The sequence below is a fragment of the Mycobacterium gordonae genome (genome assembly GCF_017086405.1).
In the GTDB taxonomy this organism is placed as follows: domain Bacteria; phylum Actinomycetota; class Actinomycetes; order Mycobacteriales; family Mycobacteriaceae; genus Mycobacterium; species Mycobacterium gordonae_D.
This window is the reverse complement of sequence record NZ_CP070973.1, coordinates 5,895,851-5,914,501: the sequence shown is the minus strand read 5'-3', so window position 1 is coordinate 5,914,501 and position 18,651 is coordinate 5,895,851. Positions and strand designations below refer to the sequence as shown.

18 protein-coding genes are annotated in these 18,651 nt (G+C 61.2%); 13 read left to right on the top strand and 5 right to left on the bottom strand.

The window, feature by feature from the left end:
- Nucleotides 1–18: 18 nt before the first annotated feature.
- From rpmF to JX552_RS25270, 5 genes are all read left to right on the top strand, one after another.
- Nucleotides 19–192 carry a 50S ribosomal protein L32 gene (rpmF, locus tag JX552_RS25290; RefSeq protein WP_055576903.1) on the top strand — a complete coding sequence of 58 codons (174 nt, stop codon included), beginning with the start codon at nt 19–21 and terminating at the stop codon, nt 190–192.
- Between the two features lie 111 nt (nt 193–303).
- Nucleotides 304–990, top strand: coding sequence for a two-component system response regulator MprA (gene mprA / locus JX552_RS25285; protein ID WP_205874540.1), 687 nt, complete (start codon nt 304–306; stop codon nt 988–990).
- Complete coding sequence (locus JX552_RS25280; RefSeq protein WP_205874539.1) at nt 990–2,537, top strand: HAMP domain-containing sensor histidine kinase; 1,548 nt, start codon at nt 990–992, stop codon at nt 2,535–2,537. Before mprA ends, JX552_RS25280 begins: the two co-directional genes overlap by 1 nt.
- A 115-nt stretch (nt 2,538–2,652) precedes the next feature.
- A complete protein-coding gene (locus tag JX552_RS25275; protein WP_205874538.1) occupies nt 2,653–4,122 on the top strand; it encodes a S1C family serine protease in 1,470 nt (489 codons plus the stop codon).
- Entirely contained in the window at nt 4,122–4,667 is a 546-nt protein-coding gene (locus JX552_RS25270) for a MogA/MoaB family molybdenum cofactor biosynthesis protein (protein WP_065045409.1), read from the top strand. Before JX552_RS25275 ends, JX552_RS25270 begins: the two co-directional genes overlap by 1 nt.
- Before the next feature lie 7 nt (nt 4,668–4,674).
- On the opposite strand, the gene mscL is transcribed toward JX552_RS25270, so the two are convergent.
- The gene (gene mscL / locus JX552_RS25265) at nt 4,675–5,136 is read right to left on the bottom strand and encodes a large-conductance mechanosensitive channel protein MscL (protein ID WP_205874537.1); all 462 of its coding nucleotides are present in this window, start codon (nt 5,134–5,136) and stop codon (nt 4,675–4,677) included.
- Between the two features lie 919 nt (nt 5,137–6,055).
- Between mscL and JX552_RS25260 the strand changes: the two genes are divergently transcribed.
- The 7 genes from JX552_RS25260 (at nt 6,056) to JX552_RS25230 (ending at nt 14,870) form a co-directional block, all read left to right on the top strand.
- A complete protein-coding gene (locus tag JX552_RS25260) occupies nt 6,056–6,793 on the top strand; it encodes an ATP-binding cassette domain-containing protein (RefSeq protein WP_205874536.1) in 738 nt (245 codons plus the stop codon).
- A gap of 1 nt (nt 6,794) precedes the next feature.
- Nucleotides 6,795–9,365: an FtsX-like permease family protein gene (locus JX552_RS25255; RefSeq protein ID WP_205874535.1), complete on the top strand. Its 2,571-nt coding sequence runs from the start codon at nt 6,795–6,797 to the stop codon at nt 9,363–9,365.
- A 6-nt stretch (nt 9,366–9,371) separates the two neighbouring features.
- Nucleotides 9,372–10,526, top strand: a complete 1,155-nt coding sequence (locus JX552_RS25250) for a lipocalin-like domain-containing protein (RefSeq protein ID WP_205874534.1) — start codon at nt 9,372–9,374, stop codon at nt 10,524–10,526.
- 30 nt (nt 10,527–10,556) lie between these two features.
- Entirely contained in the window at nt 10,557–11,831 is a 1,275-nt protein-coding gene (locus JX552_RS25245; RefSeq protein WP_205874533.1) for a sugar phosphate isomerase/epimerase family protein, read from the top strand.
- Nucleotides 11,832–11,860: 29 nt separating this feature from the next.
- Nucleotides 11,861–12,340, top strand: coding sequence for an S-ribosylhomocysteine lyase (locus tag JX552_RS25240; protein ID WP_205874532.1), 480 nt, complete (start codon nt 11,861–11,863; stop codon nt 12,338–12,340).
- Nucleotides 12,337–13,467 carry a sedoheptulose 7-phosphate cyclase gene (locus JX552_RS25235; RefSeq protein ID WP_205874531.1) on the top strand — a complete coding sequence of 377 codons (1,131 nt, stop codon included), beginning with the start codon at nt 12,337–12,339 and terminating at the stop codon, nt 13,465–13,467. Before JX552_RS25240 ends, JX552_RS25235 begins: the two co-directional genes overlap by 4 nt.
- Before the next feature lie 497 nt (nt 13,468–13,964).
- Nucleotides 13,965–14,870 (top strand): UbiA prenyltransferase family protein, encoded by a 906-nt coding sequence (locus tag JX552_RS25230; protein ID WP_205874530.1) that lies wholly within the window; start codon nt 13,965–13,967, stop codon nt 14,868–14,870.
- Here JX552_RS25230 and JX552_RS25225 read toward each other — a convergent pair.
- From JX552_RS25225 to JX552_RS25210, 4 genes are all read right to left on the bottom strand, one after another.
- Complete coding sequence (locus tag JX552_RS25225; protein WP_205874529.1) at nt 14,863–15,828, bottom strand: polyprenyl synthetase family protein; 966 nt, start codon at nt 15,826–15,828, stop codon at nt 14,863–14,865. The genes JX552_RS25230 and JX552_RS25225 overlap by 8 nt on opposite strands.
- Before the next feature lie 54 nt (nt 15,829–15,882).
- On the bottom strand, nt 15,883–16,539 hold the full coding sequence (locus JX552_RS25220; RefSeq protein ID WP_205874528.1) for an SAF domain-containing protein: 657 nt from the start codon (nt 16,537–16,539) through the stop codon (nt 15,883–15,885).
- Between the two features lie 92 nt (nt 16,540–16,631).
- Nucleotides 16,632–16,958: an FmdB family zinc ribbon protein gene (locus tag JX552_RS25215; RefSeq protein WP_205874527.1), complete on the bottom strand. Its 327-nt coding sequence runs from the start codon at nt 16,956–16,958 to the stop codon at nt 16,632–16,634.
- Between the two features lie 52 nt (nt 16,959–17,010).
- Nucleotides 17,011–17,628: a 5-formyltetrahydrofolate cyclo-ligase gene (locus JX552_RS25210; protein ID WP_205874526.1), complete on the bottom strand. Its 618-nt coding sequence runs from the start codon at nt 17,626–17,628 to the stop codon at nt 17,011–17,013.
- Between the two features lie 88 nt (nt 17,629–17,716).
- Between JX552_RS25210 and JX552_RS25205 the strand changes: the two genes are divergently transcribed.
- Nucleotides 17,717–18,628 carry a UTP--glucose-1-phosphate uridylyltransferase gene (locus JX552_RS25205; RefSeq protein WP_205874525.1) on the top strand — a complete coding sequence of 304 codons (912 nt, stop codon included), beginning with the start codon at nt 17,717–17,719 and terminating at the stop codon, nt 18,626–18,628.
- The last annotated feature ends 23 nt before the right edge of the window (nt 18,629–18,651 follow it).

Sequence of the window (18,651 nt, the reverse complement as noted above, 5' to 3'; positions counted from 1 at the left end):
GAGGAGTTAGGCCCGACCATGGCCGTACCTAAGCGCAGAATGTCGCGCTCGAATACCCGCAGCCGGCGTTCGCAGTGGAAGGCCACCGCGACCGGGTTGGTCAACGTGAACGTGGCCGGCCAAAAGCACAAGGTGCCGCGCCGCCTGCTCAAGGCCGCCCGTCTCGGCCTGGTTGACCTCGACAAGCGCTGACGCTCGGTCTGGATTGACCGGCTCCTTAGCGGAGCGTTCAACGCTCCGCATCGTCGTCCGCTCGGCGCGCCTCTCAGGCCGCTCTCAGGCCCTGGTACGAAACTAGGCAGCGTGCGAATACTTGTCGTCGACGACGATCGTGCCGTGCGTGAGTCGCTGCGCAGGTCGCTCTCCTTCAACGGCTACTCGGTGGAGTTGGCCCACGACGGGGTTGAGGCGCTCGAACTGATTGCCCGCGACCGGCCCGACGCGGTGGTGCTGGATGTGATGATGCCGCGGCTGGACGGACTCGAGGTGTGCCGGCAGTTGCGCAGCACCGGCGACGATCTGCCCATCCTGGTGCTCACCGCCCGCGACTCCGTCTCCGAGCGGGTCGCGGGTCTCGACGCGGGGGCCGACGACTACCTGCCCAAGCCGTTCGCCCTCGAAGAGCTGCTGGCTCGCATGCGTGCGTTGCTGCGCCGCACCAAGCCCGAGGACGCCGCCGAGTCGGTGGCGATGACGTTTTCGGACCTGAGCCTGGACCCGGTCACCCGAGAGGTCATCCGGGGACAACGCCGGATCAGCCTCACCCGCACCGAGTTCGCCCTGCTGGAGATGCTCATCGCCAACCCGCGACGGGTGCTGACGCGCAGCCGCATCCTCGAGGAAGTGTGGGGATTCGATTTCCCCACCTCGGGTAATGCGCTCGAGGTGTACGTCGGGTATCTGCGCCGTAAGACCGAGGCCGACGGCGAGCCGCGGCTGATCCACACCGTGCGCGGGGTGGGTTACGTGCTACGCGAAACACCCCCCTGATGAACTGGTTCCGCCACCCTGGCCGGACCGCCCGCGCACCGCTGCGGGCCACCAGTTCGTTGTCGCTGCGATGGCGGGTCATGCTGCTGGCGATGTCCATGGTGGCGATGGTCGTGGTCCTGATGTCCCTGGCCGTGTACGCGGTGATCTCCGCCGCGCTCTACAGCGACATCGACAACCAGCTGCAGAGTCGGGCGCAGCTGTTGATCGCCAGCGGTTCGCTGGCCGCCGATCCGGGCAAGGCCATCGAGGGCACCGCCTATTCCGACGTCAACGCGATGCTGGTGAACCCGGGCAAGTCGATCTACACCGCCAACCAACCGGGGCAGACGCTGCCGGTGGGCTCGCCGGAGAAGGCGGTCATCCGCGGTGAGCTGTTCATGTCCCGGCGCACCGCCTCCGACCAGCGGGTGCTGGCGATCCACCTGAACAACGGCAGCTCGCTGCTCATCTCCAAAAGCCTCAAGCCGACCGAACACGTCATGAGCAAACTGCGTTTCGTGCTCCTGATGGTCGGCGGGGTGGGCGTCGCAGTAGCGGCGGTGGCCGGCGGAATGGTGACCCGGGCCGGGTTGCGTCCGGTCGGCCGCCTCACCGAAGCGGCCGAGCGGGTGGCCCGAACCGACGACCTGCGTCCTATCCCGGTGTTCGGCAGCGATGAACTGGCCAGGCTGACCGAGGCTTTCAACCTGATGCTGCGGGCGCTGGCCGAGTCGCGGGAACGGCAGGCACGGCTGGTCACCGATGCCGGACACGAACTGCGCACCCCGCTGACGTCACTGCGCACCAATGTCGAGTTGTTGATGGCCTCGATGGCACCCGGAGCCCCGCGGCTACCGGAACAGGAGATGGTGGACCTGCAGGCCGACGTCATCGCGCAGATCGAGGAGTTGTCGACGTTAGTCGGCGATCTGGTCGACCTCACCCGGGGCGACGCCGGCCACGCGGTGCACGAACCGGTGGACATGGCCGAGGTCATCGACCGGAGTCTGGAGCGAGTTCGGCGGCGCCGCAACGACATTCACTTCGACGTCGAGGTGATCCCGTGGCAGGTGTACGGCGACCCCGCCGGTCTGTCGCGCGCGGCATTGAACCTGATGGACAACGCCGCAAAATGGAGTCCGCCCGGCGGGCACGTGGGCGTCACGCTGCGCCGGCTGGATCCGTCGCACGCCGAACTGGTGGTGTCCGACCGGGGACCGGGAATCCCGCCGCAGGAACGGCGCCTGGTTTTCGAACGCTTCTATCGCTCGACGTCAGCGCGGGCGATGCCCGGTTCGGGGCTGGGATTGGCGATCGTCAAGCAGGTTGTGCTCAACCACGGGGGATCGTTGCGTGTCGAGGACACCGAACCGGGCGGCCAACCGCCGGGAACGTCGATCTACGTGTTGCTACCGGGGCGCCCCATGCCGTCCGCCGCCCACCCGGCGTCCGTCGCCGCCGCCGAGCGCGACACCGAAACCGACATGCGCCTAAACCAGCCGGGGCCCACCAAGGACAACGCAAACTCACGGGGATCCGCGAATGTCATCTCAGTCGATTCTTAGTCCGCGCGCGCAAGGTAATTGGCAGATAGTGTGGAAAACCAGCGCCGTGCAAGCAACGCATGGTCGAGTCGGCTTGAAATAAGCCCCCAAGGTAGAGGAAGAACGTTTTAGCGACATGACGAATCACCCGAGGTATTCGCCACCGCCGCAGCAGCCGGGTTACAGTGCCACGCCTAATCAGCAGGTGCCTCCCGCTTATGCCCAGGGGCAGCAGAACTACAACCAGCAGTTCGACTGGCGGTATCAACCCCAGCAGCAGTTCCGGTCCTCCTACGACCCGCTCAGTGGCACCGGAGGGGGCCCGATACCCGGAAACACCGGGTCCGGTCCCATCCCCGGCAATACCGGTGCGGGCCCGATCCCCGGCGGTACCGGAGCCCGACCGATCCCGGTCGGCACCGGCGCCGGCCCGATACCGACTGGTCCAGGTCCGATGCCCCCGATGATGCCGCCGATGTCGCCGCCGCCGCCGCGGCGTCGGCGCTCGGCCGGATTGATCTTCGGCGGATTGGCCATCGCAGTGGTCTCCGCCGGCATCGGTGGTGCGGCCGCGACCGTCGTGGAGCTGGGTCACCAGTCCGGCGCCGGCCACGGCACCACCGCCGCATCGGGCGGGGCCCCTAGTGTTCCGGCGGCCAACATGCCGCCCGGCTCGGTCGAGCAGGTGGCGTCCAAGGTGGTGCCCAGCGTCGTCATGCTGGAGACGGATCTGGGTCGGCAGTCCGAAGAGGGCTCCGGCGTGATCCTTTCGGCCGACGGGCTGATCCTCACCAACAACCACGTCGTCGCGGCGGCCGCCAAGCCGCCCGCCGGAGGTCCTCCGCCGAAAACGACGGTGACCTTCTACGACGGCCGAACCTCGACGTTCAGCGTGGTCGGGGCGGACCCGACCAGCGACATCGCTGTGGTCCGGGTGCAGGGTGCCTCCGGCCTCACCCCGATCGCGTTGGGCTCCTCGGCGAGCCTTAAGGTCGGTCAGCCGGTGGTGGCCATCGGGTCTCCGCTGGGATTGGCGGGCACCGTCACCACCGGCATCGTCAGCGCGCTCAATCGGCCCGTCTCGACGACCGGCGAGGCCGGCAATCAGAACACCGTGCTCGACGCGGTTCAGACCGACGCCGCGATCAATCCCGGTAACTCCGGTGGCGCGCTGGTCAACATGAATTCGCAGCTGGTCGGTATCAACTCGGCCATCGCCACGTTGGGCGCCGATTCCGGGGACGCGCAGAGCGGCTCGATCGGGCTGGGGTTCGCGATCCCCGTCGATCAGGCCAAGCGCATCGCCGACGAACTGATCAGCACCGGTAAGGCGACGCACGCTTCCCTGGGTGTGCAGGTGACCACCGACAAGGGCGTCCCCGGTGCCAAGGTGATGGAGGTCGTGGGCAACGGTGCGGCCGCCAACGCCGGAGTGCCCAAGGGCGTCGTCGTCACCAAGGTCGACGACCGTCCGATCAACAGCGCCGACGCGCTTGTCGCCGCGGTGCGTTCCAAGGCGCCCGGGGACAAGGTGGCGTTGACATATCAGGATCCTGCCGGTGGCAGCCGCACAGTGCAGGTCACGCTCGGGAAGGCGGACAGTTGATGAAGGTCGAAGGGCAGCTGTCCGACCTCGGATATACGGTGGCACCCATGGAACAGGGCGCGGAGCTGGTAGTCGGGCGGGCACTTGTCGTCGTGGTCGACGACCGGACGGCGCACGGCGACGAAGACCACAGCGGGCCGCTGGTCACCGAGTTGCTCACCGAAGCCGGGTTCGTGGTCGACGGCGTGGTGGCGGTCGAGGCGGACGAGGTCGAAATCCGAAACGCCTTGAACACCGCTGTGATCGGCGGGGTGGACCTCGTCGTGTCGGTCGGTGGCACCGGTGTGACACCGCGCGATGTCACCCCCGAAGCCACCCGTGACATCCTGGACCGGGAAATCCTGGGCATCGCCGAGGCCATCCGTGCCTCGGGCCTGTCTGCGGGCATCACCGACGCCGGCTTGTCGCGCGGGTTGGCCGGGGTCTCCGGAAGCACGCTCGTGGTTAACCTGGCCGGCTCGCGCTACGCCGTGCGGGATGGGATGGCCACACTCAACCCGCTGGCCGCGCACATCATCGGCCAGCTGTCGAGCCTGGAGATCTGAGTCAGCCTCAGCTCTCGGCGCGGGGTCCGTAGTCCGGCGGAGCCGACAGCGGCACCGCTGCGGGTGGACCTCCGTGCCTTCCAGAGGAACTGCCGTTGGACTGGGCCAGCAGATCGCGGATCTCCTTGAGGAGCACGACCTGCGCGTCATCGGCCTGCTCCACCTCACCCTGCTTGCGCAGCTTGCTGTAGGGCAGCACGACCAGGAAGTACACCACCGCCGCGACCAGGATGAAGTTGATCGCCCCCGACAACACGGCGTTAAAGTCGATGTACTGATCGCCGGTGATGTGGATCTTCAGAATGTTGATCTGCGACGTCTGGTTGACGCCGATCGAACTCACCAGCGGCTTGATGATGCTGTCGGTGAAGGCCGTGACCAATGCCGTGAACGCCGTACCGATGACGACCGCGACGGATAGGTCGACGATGTTGCCCCGCGAGAGAAACTCCTTGAACCCCTTGAGCATGAGGATGTCCTTTCTGCAGTGATCATTTGCTGATCCCGGGGATAAAACCCAGGAAAAACCTAACCCAATCGGTGCAATTTGCCAGCACAGCATCGCCCGTCGATTTGCCGACGGCGCGGGCAGTACGGCTCGCGAGCGCAGGAAACTCGTGTCGACGACGTCCAAACGTAGGCCAGGAGCGACGGTGGGTAGCCTCAGCATCCGGTCCCGGTCCCGGTCGAGGAATCGACCGGACGACCATCCAGGACCCCCGCCCGACGGTGGTGAGCGTTGAAAGCTATTGAGCCAGCTGCGTATTGAAGTCGTGCGGTGAGTTGAACCGACGGCCAGGGAGAAACAAGGGCGGCGACGGGGTCGGTCAACCGTCAGCGCACCCGATCCCGGCCTCATCGTCCCACCGCAACTCGTGGGGCACCGCCGTGAAGGTGCCCGAGATACAGCTGCCACATCCCAAGCACTAGGTCGATGGTTTGGTCCGAGGGCAGCATCACTGCGGCGATGAAACGCGAGAACGCTGCCACCATCATCAGCACTGGCAGCATCGCCTCATGGCCGAATCGATAGCGACCTGGCCCGGTGGGAACCATAAATCACAAGGGATCATCGGCTTGGCAGATGTTCGAGTCGATCGACCGGATCCGTTGGTAGCTACTCCGGGCGCATCATCCGCACCCGCTCGCAGAGCCACAAGATCGAGCCCGTCCAGCCGACGCGCTCGGCGATCACTGCCGCCGGCATCTGCTGACAGCCCAGCTGCACCGCGTGGATCTATTGCGCTACAAGGTATTACGCGGGTCTAGCCACGGTTGTGGACCCTCGCGGTGCTATCGCGCCTTATTCGACATTGGTCTAACAAGACCCTTTCCGGCTTGCTATGTGGGCCATACAATATGCCCCAAATGGCTAGCATGGGAATAACGTGACTCAGGATCCGTTCGTCCAGTTGAAGGACCTGAGCCGCGACTTCCGCGAAGGCGAAACCGACCGTCAAGTCTTAGACCACGTGACGGCCGATTTCTTCACCGGTGAGGTCGTGGCACTCCTTGGGCATAGTGGCAGCGGCAAAAGCACACTGCTCAACCTCATCAGCGGCATCGAACGGCCCACCTCGGGTGGTGTCATAATTGACGGTCGCGACATTACCAACATGCGTGAACGCGACCGAACTCGGCTCCGGCGCGATAAGATCGGCTTCGTCTTCCAATTCTTTAACTTGATCCCGATTTTGACGACAATCGAGAATATAACTTTGCCCCAAGAGCTGGCCGGCGTGCCGCAACGGAAAGCCGCAGGAGTTGCCCGGGATCTCTTGCAAAGAGTTGGTATGAGCGGACGTGAACACACTTTTCCCGACAAACTCTCGGGCGGCGAACAGCAACGGGTGGCCATTTGTCGCGCGTTGGCGCATAATCCTGCTCTGGTTCTTGCCGATGAGCCTACGGGTAACCTCGACGAAGAAACAGGAAACAGCGTGCTGGCACTGCTGCTGGATTTGACCCGAGGCGCAGGCAAGACGCTGATCATGGCCACGCACAATCTGTCGGTGGCATATCGTACCGACCGAGTTCTCTACTTACATGACGGTAAATTAGTCTCCGACCTCGCACCGGTACCCGATACGAACGACCCGGTCAAGTCGGGCCAATTATCTGATTGACATGAGCAAGACGATGGCCGTCAGTTCATTACCCCTTTGCCGCACGGCATGGCGCCGGATAAGGCAACGGCCTTTCCAATACGTCCTGTTGATCCTGGGTATCGCCTTGGGTGTCGCGATGATCGTGGCGATCGACCTGACCAATGGCTCGGCCAAGCGAGCTCTTGACATCTCGGCGGAGGCGATCACAGGCAAAGCGACACATCGCCTGTCGGGAGGCCGTGCCGGCAGCCTCGACCAACAAGTTTATCTCGATCTCCGGAAGCGTGGATTTGATTCTGCGGCTCCGGTCATCGAGGGGTATGTGCTGGCTCCCGCCTTGGGAAATCGCCCACTGCGCCTGATGGGAATCGACCCCTTTGCTGAGCCGCCTTTTCGCCCCGAATTGTGGCGCGACCAAGATCCTGCGTCGGCCAGCCGATTTCTCGTTCATCCTAACGGCGTAATGCTGAGTCGCGACATGGCAGAAAAATACCATTTGAGGTTGGGCGAATCCTTTGTCTTGCAAGTGCAAGGCACGCCCAAGGCCGTGATGTTAGTGGGACTAATCGCACCAGCTGACAAGATCACGGCGGAACGGCTTCAAGACCTGATCCTCGCTGATATCGCCACAGCTCAAGAACTATTCAAGATGCCCGACAGGCTGAGCCACGTGGACTTGATCATCCACGATAGCGCAACCGCAGCGCAGATCGAGCGAGATTTACCGAGCGGCGTTCGCCTGGAGCCCGCGGCCGCTCAAAACAATACCTTGAAGCAGATGATGACGGGCTTTACCGTCAATCTTACCGCCATGAGCTTGATCGCTCTGCTGGTTGGACTCTTTTTGATCTACAACACCGTAACCTTCAACGTTTTGCAGCGCCGTCGCCTGTTCGGGGTCTTGCGTTGTCTGGGCGTAACCCGCGCCCAGTTGTTTGGCCTGATTTTGACAGAATCCTTCGCTGCAGCCGTTATCGGCAGCGCATTAGGCCTGTTGCTAGGCGTTGGCCTAGGAGAAAGTTTGATTGGCCTCGTAACGCAATCAATCAACGATCTCTACTTTGTCGTAAATGTGCGCGAGGTCGCTGTGTCAGCGTGGGTCTTATTGAAGGGGTGGGTCGTCGGCGTCGTAGCGGCGCTCTTGGCCGCGTTGCCACCCGCTATCGAGGCTATGCGCACTGCTCCGGCCAGTAGCCTGCGTCGATCCGAGCTCGAAGGCGAGGTCAGCGTCGTCATTCGGTGGCTGTGGGTGGGGGGCATTGCGCTGGCCGGCTGCGGTGCTGTGATGCTGTGGTGGCCGGGCAAGAACCTGGCCCTCGGATTGGTCGGCTTGTGCACCGTGGTGATGGCCTTTGCGCTGATTGCGGCGCCGCTTGCCCGAATAATGATGTTGCGCCTGGCTCCGCTGCTCGGCCGGTGGCTTGGTCCATTGGGATGGATTGCCCCGCGCGATATTGTGCGCTCCTTGAGTCGAACTTCGGTCGCTATCGCCGCTTTGATGACCGCCCTTTCAGTGACTGTAGGTGTTTCGCTGATGGTTAGCTCATTCCGAAAGACCTTCACCGACTGGCTCGGGCTGACGTTACAGACGGATATCTACGTGACCGCCCCGGCGCTGAGCTCAACTCGCCCAACAGGCAATCTGCCTCCGGATGCCGTCAACACTTTGGATAAGTGGCCAGGCGTTCGGGAGGCAGTCATGAGCCGCTACGTTTCCGTCTATTCCCCCGATTGGGGGCGGGAGGTGGATCTGACAGCGGTTTCCGGCGACATATCTGACGGGAAACGACCGTATAGGTGGATCAGCGGCGATCCCGCTGTGCTCTGGAAGCGTTTCTTAGCCGGCGAGGGAGTGATGTTGTCGGAGCCTTTGGTTTCCCGACAGGGTTTGAATGTTCCGCCGAAGCCGATAACCCTGACGACTGAGTCGGGCCCTAGGCAATTCCCAGTCTTAGCGGTGTACGCGGATTATACCTCGGACCAAGGCGTGGTGCTTATGGATCAAGCCACTTACCGTAGCCTCTGGCACGACCCAGAAATAACAAACTTGGCTCTCTTCCTGCAACCCGGCAAAGATGTCGACCGAGTGCTGCATGACCTGCAGATGGCGTATGCGGGCCGCAAAGACATCGTAATTCAGTCCAGCCGCAGTCTGCGCGAGTCAGCGCTTGCCACTTTCGAGCGCAGCTTCAGCGTTACCGAGGCCATCAAGCTGGTCGCCACCACGGTCGCGGTCGTCGGAATACTGGGCGCTCTGATGAGTTTGGCATTGGAAAGAGTTCGTGAGCTGGGGATCTTTCGTGCGATCGGGATGAGTCGCCGGCAATTATGGCGAATGATTATTTTTGAAGCTGGCCTGATGGGTGGAATGGCTGGCCTGCTGGCGATGCCCGCTGGACTGGCGCTGGCCTGGATCCTCATACGAATAATCAACGTGCGGTCATTCGGTTGGATGTTGCACATGCAATTCCAATTCGGAGACTTCAGCAGCGCCCTCGCGGTGGCGGTGATCACTGCCGTCGCTGCGGGACTGTATCCAGCATGGCATTCCTCGCGCTTGAACATCGCCTCGGCGATCAGGGAGGAGTGACATTTGATGAAGAAATTGAGCGTACTGCTCGTTGCGGCCCTGATTGTTGCCACGACGTGGTGGTGGTGGGCGCAGCCGCAAGGTACAGGAACTCCTCCCCGGTCGTTCCTCGGACTATTGTCCGATGAAGATCAAACCGGGTATGCGACGGCTACGCAGCCGGGCGCTATCAGCTTTCCACGCGACTTGGGCGCTCACGAGGAGTATCAACACGAATGGTGGTATTACACCGCAAATTTGTCGACTGCTGATGGACGGCGTTTCGGCGTCGAATTAACCTTTTTCCGGCGGGCGTTGACACCGCCACTGAAAACGGCGACGGCTGCCGGGACATCGCTGTGGCGCGCGGATTCAGTCTATTCTGCGCATTTTGCGGTCAGCGACATTAGCGGCGGAAAATTCCATCCGTTTGAGAAGTTCAGTAGAGGAGCCGCCGGGCTTGCCGGTGCCAGAGCGCAACCCTACGCGGTGTGGCTGGAAGACTGGTACGTGCATGAATCCGAAAATAACTCGCTCGAAATTCACGCGAAAGCCGACAACATCGCTGTGGACTTGACGCTGCAGCAAACCTTACCGCCAATTAAGCAGGGAATTGACGGCTTGAGCCTCAAAGGTGACCAAGCCGGGAATGCTACGTATTACTATTCCATGGTGCGACAGCAGACGCAGGGCAAGCTAACAATCGGTGATGACAAATATGCGGTCAACGGCCTTAGCTGGCACGACCACGAATACGGAACGAGCGCCCTAGATCCCGATGACATCGGTTGGGATTGGTTCTCACTGCAATTTGATGACGGCACCGCTCTCATGCTGTTTCAGATTCTCAAAACTGACGGTCGGGTAAAGCCGACATCGAGTGGGTCATTCATCTCGCGCGACGGCACGATCACCAGGTTGAAGATCGCAGATTGGCGGTTGACAACGAAGGACCGTTGGACAAGTCCGCGCAGCGGCAAGACCTACCCAATCGCGTGGGAGCTCGAGATCGACCAACTGGGCTTGAAGATGTCCGGGTCAGCCCTGATGCCCGATCAGGAGTTGCCGCTATCGACCACGTATTGGGAGGGAGCGGTGGCGTTCGGCGGACGTCGCGGAGACCAATCTGTCGAGGGCCGGGGATATGTAGAAATGACCGGCGCCGCGGGATCTCGACGTTGACAGCTAGAAAGCGTGTCGCACCGGCGGCGCATGGAACTCAATCTGAAACGAGGAAAAGTGATTAAACTTAGTTACAGCACTTTCGGCCTCACAAACATCGATTTCCTACAGGCGATCACCGAAGTCAGCGAGGCCGGTTACGACGGCGTGGAATTGGCATTCCACCGCGATCAATTCAATCCGTTCAATCTCACGGATGACTATGTCGACGCCGTCAAGAAGCGGCTTTCGTCGGTGCGGACGAAAGCCGCTTGCGTGGCAACCGCTTCCCATTTCTTTAGCCCAAGCCGTCCGCACGAACCATCCCTGATGAGCCCCGACCTTGCTGGTAGGAAGCGGCGCATCGATCTGATCCGTCGCGGTATCGACCTGGCGCGCCGGCTGGATGTTCCCCTGGTCACTTTCGGCAGTGGATTCATTCGGGATGAGCACCTGATGAATGCATTGCCGGACCCTCGTGAACTGCTGGTCGACAGCATCCGGCAGTGCCTGAACTATGTGCACGACGATGAGGACATCACGTTACTGATCGAACCCGAACCGGGAATGTTCATCGAAACGATAGACGAGGGCTTGAGCCTGATCGAGGACGTGGGATCAGATAAATTCCGACTGCACGTTGATATGTGTCACCTGTATTGTTCACACCAGGATTATGTCGGTGCAATGGCGAGGGCCGCACCTTATGCGCGCTTCGTTCACGTGTCCGACGCCCAAGCCGGGTACAATCTGAAAATTCTGAAGATGGCGGAAGGCTTGCACCTTGATCTTGCCTTCGCGAACTATCTGATCTACTTTCCGGAGAGCGCAGACTATTTGTTGGTGGATCCCGACCATCCGATGTACTTCTGTGATCAGCCACCCTCCGAAGTGCAGACGAAAAAGCTGCAAGAGATTCTCGATTCGGTCGGCATAAAACACCAAGTCAGTGTGGTGAACTATGGAAATCTGGACGCGAGCGACTCGCCGTACGATGACGAAGTATTCACTTATCTTATATCGGTGCCCGGCCTTAGCTACGATGTCCTTGAACGCGCGCGACCGATCATACTCCACTTGCGTACGACCAAAGATGCGCACGGACATCTGTTGATGGATAAGATGGTCGCGAATACACTGACCGGTATTGTTCACTTCCACGAGATTCCCGGTGAGGGAACGATGGACTTTAGCGCAGGCTTCAAAACTCTCGTGGAGAACGGTTTCACGGGATATGCTTCAGTGGAGTTGTATCATCACGTTACCTCTTGGAAGAAGGCGATGACTGATAGTCATAGGCACTTGTCGCAATGGATTCAATTATGAACGCCCGGAGCAACACCGTAGGAGCGTTGATGATTGACTTGGAGCGGCTCGGTTGGGAGCCCGGGACTGTCGGCGAACTCGATCATCGATTACTCAGGGCGCCGCACGTGAAACTGCGGTCGGCAACGGCGGGACCCGGAGGTGACGTGGTCTATTGCGTCGATCTACGCGTAAGTCAGCCGAATAAGGTTTTCTTATCCGCTACCGAGATGCATTCATTCGAGCACTTTATGCTTTACGGATTCCAAGAATATCTGCCCGAAAACTTCCTCTCGGTGGGTTTGATGGGGTGCCAGACTGGTTTTTACCTGGTTCTTCTCAATGAAGGTGACGCGGTGACGATCTGCTCCACCTACGAAGCCATCCTCAATGACATTCTGGATGCCTCTGAAGTGCCCTATGTCAACGTCCAGCAGTGCGGTAATGCAGAAAATCACAGTCTAAAGCATGCGCAGGTCCTTGCTGCGAAGCTACTCGAAGGCAGAGCCGGCTGGCGGCGTGTGGTATGACCGATACTTTGTTGACGCGGCGCGTCAAGTTTGCATCCACTATTGAGTACGACGTCATCAATGTAATCGACGTCTTTGATGTGGAGAATATGGCTTTACTTCTGCCAGGCAAAGTGAAGAACGGCTGCCGGTTCGTTGTCGTGGATAAGAATGTGGACCTGCATTATGGCGACAAGATGCGAAGCTACTTTGCGCACCATGGCGTCAAGGCGAAATTTGTCACGTTCCCCGGTGGCGAAGAGAACAAGACGATCGACTGTTTCTTCTCCATCATTCGAGAATTGGACGGATTCCCAATCCATCGCAGGGACGAACCGATCATCGCGATCGGCGGCGGAGTTTTGACCGACGTCGTTGCCTTCGTGGCGAGCACGTATCGCCGCGGTGTGCCGCACATAAAAATTCCTACGACGTTGATGGGCTATGTGGATGCATCCGTGGGCATCAAGAATGGGATCAATTTCGCAGGCCACAAGAATCGACTCGGCTGTTTTCAGGCACCGCAGAAGGTCCTACTCGACAATTCCATGTTGCAAACGTTGCCGCGTCGTCATATTTTGAACGGCGTTTGCGAGATCGTCAAGCTGGCAGTCATTGCCGATGCCGGTCTGTTCGCTTTGCTGGAAAGCTACGGGCGGGACTCCATCGAACTTTGTTTTCAAAGTAATGAAGGTCGTGCGATCCTGGACGGCGCGATCGCCGGGATGATCCGGGAATTAGAGCCTAATCTGTTCGAGGAGGACCTCGAACGCAAGGTCGACTTTGGTCACACCTTCAGTTATGGCTTGGAGGCGCGTCACGATTCGGATCTGTTGCATGGTGAGGCGGTGCTGCTCGACGTCCTCCTCTCGGTGGAGATCGCTCGGTCGCGGAAAATGCTGAGCGAGCCGAATACTGAGCGGATTTTCGAAGTCGTTAGAAAGCTGGCGTTGATCGCCGATGTTTCGGAACTGGAGGCGCACTTGCTTTGGAGCACACTGGAGGAGCGTGTTTATCACCGTAACGGACTGCAGCGGGTGCCGCTGCCCCGTGCCGTCGGTGATTGCGTCTTCGTCAACGACATCACATATGTCGAGATAGCGCGTGCGGTTGAGCAACTCAATGGCAGGATGGCACTGCGACAGTGACCGGGTTTGACAATGGCGACGAAGATGAGGTTGGCAAGTCCGACGCTATGTCGGATCGGTGGTGGTACCGCCAGGGCGACATGGCCACGCTACATGCCACGAATCCGCTTTGGATGAAATCTTCTTCGACGTCGGTCGATGGCCGCGGCCGTCTGATTCTTGATGTGGGGTGTGGTGGGCGGTCGTCTTATGGCGGCGCTGGCGAAAGCTGGCCCGCTAGTGCCGGGCTTCGATCTGCCGTTTGATTCATTAAATCCTGCGCGCAGGACCGTTGAGTTGGAAAGGCTGGATTGCGACTAGTGGTATGACAGCATCGAGAATGTTGCCATGCGGCTGGAGGAAGGTTTTGACGTCGTGACATGCATGGGACTTCTTAAGTATGTGCCGAATCGGCAACAAGTACTGGCGTACCACGGCCGCATAGTTGAGGCGGATGTTCGTGGCTTCTCTTCAACTATCAATCGCATGCTGGAGTCGGTTCGGTTCGGTGAAAGCTGATGCAGGCCCAGGTGAAGCAATTCCTTGCGCTTTCTCGCGCTAAGCACGGTGTCCTGGACCTGGCCACTCCGGCATTTTGCGCAGGGATTGCGCTCGGCGGCTTTCCGGCGGGGCGGGTCGTTGTTCTCGCGGTGTTCACGGGGCTTGCAGCCTACTTGGCGATATATGCGCTGAACGACTTGCTGGGCAAGGCTGTCGACGAAGAAAAATTTGCGAAGGGTATCAATGCGGGATACTCCGTTGAGGCTTCGGAGTTTCGTTACCCGTTAGCGCAGAGGGCGCTGAGCTATCGAAGTGCAGTCCTCTGGTTTGGCGTGTGGTTCGGTAGTGCTCTCGTGTGCGGTTTTTTCCTCAATCCGGTGATCGTAATAATCTTGCTGGTCGCGGCGCTGTTGGAAGTTGTCTACGTGCGGCTATTGAAGGTCACTTACTGGCGAACGGCGGTAAGTGGTCTGGTTAAGTCGAGCGGGCCCATTGCTGCTGTCTTCGCGGTGGCACCACACCCGTCTTGGGCACTGGTGCTGTTGGTGTTGGTCTGGGTCTTCTGTTGGGAGGTCGGCGGGCAGAATGTTCCGGCCGACTGGAACGATACTGAGGAGGATAAGCGAGTCGGTGCCAAGACCATTCCGTTGACACTGGGCGTCAAGGTTGCCGGCAACGTCGTGATGGCCGCCTTGACGCTGACGGTGATCGTCAGCCTTTGTCTCCCACTGGTATCGCCACTTCGTCTCGGATTGCCCTACATACTGATCAGCCTGGCCGCCGGTGTTTTCTTCCTTCTCGTACCAGGGTGGCGACTCCGTCGTGCCCATGAGGGGAGACAAGCGGCCAGGCTTTTCGACAGCGCTAGCTATTACCCGCTAGTGCAATTGGTGGCAATCGTCGTCTTTGTGTTGATCAAGTAGCAGACTCGAAGGAACCGTGAACAGCGGAGTCGACCACCGCCATCAAGGTGTGACTAGCTTCGCACGCAGGTAAGCACGAAATCTCTTGGCGCGCTTGCTCAGTGTAGGTCCGGATGGATTCCATCGCGGCAACGATGCCGGCTTTGCTTTGCAGGAGCGCGACGACGTCGGTGGCGGTGTAGTTCCGGGTGGCCAGTGACCTTTGCGTGAGTGGCTGGCGGACATCTTCGCCCGGCGCTTCCCCTGTCAAACTTTCGATTTTGTCGACGCTGCCGCTGAGCGCGGCGACGTCGTCGGAGATCTGAAATGCGCTGCCTACCAGGCGACCTAGCCGGGATAGATGGACGACGGCTTCGTCGCCGGCGCCGGAGAAGATCGCTCCCAATTGTCCGGCCGCCGCGACCACACATCCGGACGTCTCGCGGACGCATCGCAGGTAGTGGTCGAAGAGGTCAACGTCGTTGGCTGGGCCACGGGTTGCGCGAAGTTGCCCGGCGACCAGCTCGGCGAAGGTGTCGGCGATAACGGCGAATGCGCGCGGACCAAGCTCCGCGCCCAACCGTGATACGACCGCAAACCGGTAGTCGCCCACCAGGATTGCGACGTTGTTCTTCCATCGTTGGGTGTCGCTGAGTTTTGCAGAAGCCAACTCAGATTGGTTTGCGACCTCATTGTGAGCAAGCGTGGCCAGATACATCAATTCAACGGCTGCACCGGCCGTGGTGACCTGCGACGTGTGCGGTTCAGTGCCGAACTGTGCCGCGAGGACCGCGAAAACCGTCCGGAGTCGGGTGCTTTCGGATTCCAACGGCAACAGCATCGCGTCGCGGATGATCTCCTCGGTCCCAAAGAGTTCGCGGCTGATGAGCTCGTCGATTCTGCTGAGGCTGTCAGACACGCTGGCGCCAAATTCGGGGGCGCTGAGCGTGGACACTTCAGACACGCAATCTGGTGTCACGCATACACTTTAGGTGTTCTGGCGGCTTAGCGGTAGACGCAATTTTCTCGGCGCTCAGTGCAAGACGACCGTCACCGTCTGACCCAGTGCCGCAACGGCAACCGTCGTTGCTACCCGGTTCGGCAGAGCTACCAGTACCACTCGGCCGTTGTCTGCAGCGGGTAACTCTCGGTGAGCCGAAACCAGGATCACGATCGCGTCGGTGGCCAGGACGCGGGATTCCGGTTGTGAGTCGTGGGCCGTCGCAGCCAGCACGTCGACGACATCACCGACCCGGAGCAGGTCGATCAGCGCATCGTCGGCCAGGTGCAGTGGCACGATCCGCGCTCCGGGGCCCGCAGTCGACTCGGCCAGCCGGCTACGCAGCAAACGCACGTCGGTGAGGATCTCGCCACGCCGGGTCGGGCCGGCCAGTGTTGAACCGATCACGTTGCCGGGGTCGGCCAGCGCCCCCGCGGGAACCGTTGTCCTCAAACGCTTTTCCAGACGTACATCGGCGGCGGTCAGTGCGGTGCCGGAGCTTAGGTCATGATCGGCTACCAACACCTCGACATCGTCGCCGGCAGGATCGGGGCGCAACGCCGCGATACCGGCCAGCACCATCAGCCCGCACGCCGCGATACGACGGGCCAGAACGGTTCGCGTCCAGTCCGGGCGCCAGGAGGTGGTGATACGAGTGAGCAGTGTCGGATTCAGCGATGGCTCCCGCACGCCGTCACAGTAAGCGCGGGGGGACGTCCGGTCAGTAGTGGTGCGAGTTGGCCTGTGGATAATCGCCGGCGTGAGGTGAACGTGGATAGGCGCTAACTGGCCGCGGTCGCGGTAGAGGCAGTTGCGCTGCTGGAAGCCTTTTCGGTCGACCCAGACGACTTGCTTTCACTGGAGCCCGAACTCGGGCCCGAATTGCTCGCAGCAGACGAGCCTTTCGACGAACTCTCGTCCTTTTTGCCAGCCTCACGGCTGTCGGTGCGGTAGAAGCCGCTGCCTTTGAACACCACCCCTACCGAGTTGAACAGCTTGCGCAGGCGACCCGAGCACTTCTCACAGGTGGTCAGCGCGTCGTCGGTGAACGCCTGCACTTTGTCGAAGCGGTCTCCGCATTCGGTGCACAGGTAGCTGTACGTCGGCACAAAAACCTCCGGATGATGTCAAGTCTGAATTAGCACTCTACCGTTTCAAGTGCTAGAACCGCCACGTGATGGCGATCATTCCCGGGTCGGCCAGCGCAACCAGCCCGCGTTCCGGGGTGAGCGCATGCGTCATGAGCACGTCATGCGGCTCCGAGGGCAACTGGTCGACCAATTCGGTGTCCCGCACGACCGCCACCAGACGCGATCGGGGGGCGCGGGCAGCCAGCGAGCGGTCATAGAAGCCGCCGCCCCGGCCCAGCCGCACCCCTCGGCGGTCGACCGCGAGCGCCGGAAGCAGTACCAGCTCGGCATCGGCCAGGGCGGATTCCGGCAACCACGGTTGGGGCGGTTCCTGCAGGCCCCACAGCCCGGTCGCGAGCTCCCCGGGGCGATACTCGCCCCACCGCAACGGCAGCGGGGTGTCGTCGTGCGTGGTGCGCGCCACCGGCAGCAGCACCCGGTCCGCGTAGAGCAGCAGTTCATCGAGCATGTCCGCGGTGCCCGGCTCCGAACCCACCGGGACATATGCGCACACGGTGCTACCTGGGGTTACCGCCATTTCGAGGTGGTTGTGAAGCATCCGTGCTTCGGCGCGGTGTTGTTCGTCGGAGACCAGGCGCCGCGCCGCCTTGATCTGTCGCCGCCAGGCCCACTTGCTCGCGGTAACCATGGCATCAACCATGTCAGACCCCCGGCGACCCGCGCGTTCTCCCCGCCAGCAGGTTTGTACGCGGCCGATAAGGCTATGGTGAGAACCGATGTCACGACCAGAGATCCCGATCCCGTTTACGGCGATCGTCCCCGCCGCCGGCCTGGGCACCCGTTTTCTTCCCGCGACGAAGACAGTGCCCAAGGAGTTGCTGCCCGTCGTCGACACCCCCGGAATCGAGCTAGTGGCCGCCGAAGCCGCCGACGCCGGCGCCGAACGTCTGGTGATCATTACTTCCGAGGGCAAAGATGGCGTCGTCGCGCACTTCGTCGAGGACCTGGTGCTCGAGGGCACCCTGGAAGCCCGTGGCAAGAAGGCGATGCTGGCCAAGGTCCGGCGCGCTCCAGCACTGATCAAGGTCGAGTCCGTCGTGCAGGCCGAACCGCTGGGACTGGGCCACGCGATCAGTTGTGTGGAGCCGACCCTGGCGGCCGACGAGGACGCGGTGATGGTGCTGCTGCCCGACGACCTGGTGCTGCCCACCGGCGTGTTGGAGACGATGGCGCAGGTGCGGGCCGAGCACGGTGGCACGGTGCTGTGCGCCATCGAGGTGTCGGCCGACGAGATCAGCGCCTACGGCGTTTTCGATGTCGAATCGATTCCCGGTGGCGACAACCAGGACGTGCTGCGCGTCAAGGGCATGGTCGAAAAGCCCAAGGCCGCAGACGCGCCGTCGCTGTTCGCGGCCGCCGGACGCTACGTGCTGGACCGCGCGATTTTCGACGCCCTGCGCCGCATCGAACGCGGCGCCGGGGGAGAAGTGCAGCTCACCGATGCCATCGCGCTGCTGATCTCCGAGGGCCATCCGGTCCACGTCGTCGTGCATCGCGGATCCCGACACGACTTGGGAAATCCCGGCGGCTACCTCAAGGCTGCGGTTGACTTTGCATTGGATCGTGACGACTACGGCCCGGAACTGCGGCGGTGGTTGGTGGCGCGATTGGGCCTGACCGAACAGTAGCCGGCGGCTCAGTTCGCCTGGCT

Excerpts from the sequence above, each read along its gene's own strand:
- JX552_RS25230 (WP_205874530.1), top strand. The coding sequence starts at position 13,965 with ATGCAGGCCCAGGTGAAGCAATTCCTTGCGCTTTCTCGCGCTAAGCAC.
- JX552_RS25210 (WP_205874526.1), bottom strand. The coding sequence starts at position 17,628 with ATGGTTACCGCGAGCAAGTGGGCCTGGCGGCGACAGATCAAGGCGGCG.
- JX552_RS25205 (WP_205874525.1), top strand. The coding sequence starts at position 17,717 with ATGTCACGACCAGAGATCCCGATCCCGTTTACGGCGATCGTCCCCGCC.
- mscL (WP_205874537.1), bottom strand. The coding sequence starts at position 5,136 with ATGCTCAAGGGGTTCAAGGAGTTTCTCTCGCGGGGCAACATCGTCGAC.
- rpmF (WP_055576903.1), top strand. The coding sequence starts at position 19 with ATGGCCGTACCTAAGCGCAGAATGTCGCGCTCGAATACCCGCAGCCGG.
- JX552_RS25255 (WP_205874535.1), top strand. The coding sequence starts at position 6,795 with ATGAGCAAGACGATGGCCGTCAGTTCATTACCCCTTTGCCGCACGGCA.
- JX552_RS25245 (WP_205874533.1), top strand. The coding sequence starts at position 10,557 with ATGGAACTCAATCTGAAACGAGGAAAAGTGATTAAACTTAGTTACAGC.
- JX552_RS25275 (WP_205874538.1), top strand. The coding sequence starts at position 2,653 with ATGACGAATCACCCGAGGTATTCGCCACCGCCGCAGCAGCCGGGTTAC.
- JX552_RS25240 (WP_205874532.1), top strand. The coding sequence starts at position 11,861 with ATGATTGACTTGGAGCGGCTCGGTTGGGAGCCCGGGACTGTCGGCGAA.
- JX552_RS25250 (WP_205874534.1), top strand. The coding sequence starts at position 9,372 with ATGAAGAAATTGAGCGTACTGCTCGTTGCGGCCCTGATTGTTGCCACG.
- JX552_RS25235 (WP_205874531.1), top strand. The coding sequence starts at position 12,337 with ATGACCGATACTTTGTTGACGCGGCGCGTCAAGTTTGCATCCACTATT.
- JX552_RS25270 (WP_065045409.1), top strand. The coding sequence starts at position 4,122 with ATGAAGGTCGAAGGGCAGCTGTCCGACCTCGGATATACGGTGGCACCC.
- JX552_RS25280 (WP_205874539.1), top strand. The coding sequence starts at position 990 with ATGAACTGGTTCCGCCACCCTGGCCGGACCGCCCGCGCACCGCTGCGG.